The sequence below is a fragment of the Dyadobacter tibetensis Y620-1 genome, from assembly GCF_000566685.1.
GTDB classification, from domain to species: Bacteria; Bacteroidota; Bacteroidia; order Cytophagales; family Spirosomataceae; genus Dyadobacter; species Dyadobacter tibetensis.
On sequence record NZ_AZQN01000027.1, the window covers coordinates 1 to 700 of the forward strand.

1 pseudogene is annotated in these 700 nt (G+C 41.0%); it reads right to left on the reverse strand.

Going from position 1 to position 700, the window contains the following annotated elements:
• Positions 1-190: 190 nt before the first annotated feature.
• A pseudogene (locus tag X939_RS22815) lies at positions 191-700 on the reverse strand (integrase core domain-containing protein); the annotation flags it as partial.

Genomic DNA, 700 nt, shown 5'->3' on the forward strand with positions numbered 1-700 from the left:
TGTAATAACCAACACTAGATCTGACAGTTGAGTTTTTTTAGGTATTTCTCAAAAAATGAAATTGAGAAGGGGCCGGGAGATTCTCAGCCCCTTTTTCATTTCCGTCGACCTGGATATTCCTGACAAGTTGCTCTCCAGCAGAGCTCGTTTCCACTTCACCAGGCAATTTAAAGTTATCACTTTTATCGAAAAGCTCATTGATATTCTTGCTTTTGGCAATTGCTTTACTATCTAAAAAGGTTTGCAATGGTGTTTTGCCATAACAGTATCTGCCACTATGTGTTCTTTCGACATTGTAGTATTGGATCCACTTTTCAATGTCTGCCTGCAATGTTTCCAAGCTGTCGTAGATCTTCTTGCGGAATGCTATAGCATAAAACTCCTCTTGCATGGTCCGATGGAAACGCTCACATATACCGTTGGTCTGAGGACTTTTTGCCTTCGTTCTGGTGTGATCGATATCCTCAATATTTAAATATAACTGATATTCGTGCTGTTCCTTTGCACCACAATATTCGGTTCCTCGGTCGGTCAGTATACGGAGCAGATCTACTTCCTGATCCTGATAAAAAGGTAATACTTTATCATTAAGCATATCCGCTGCAACCAGCGCATTTTTGCGATCATACACCTTTGCAAATGCTACACGGCTATATGTATCTATGAATGTTTGCTGCGGTTCCCCGCCGGGATAAATCTT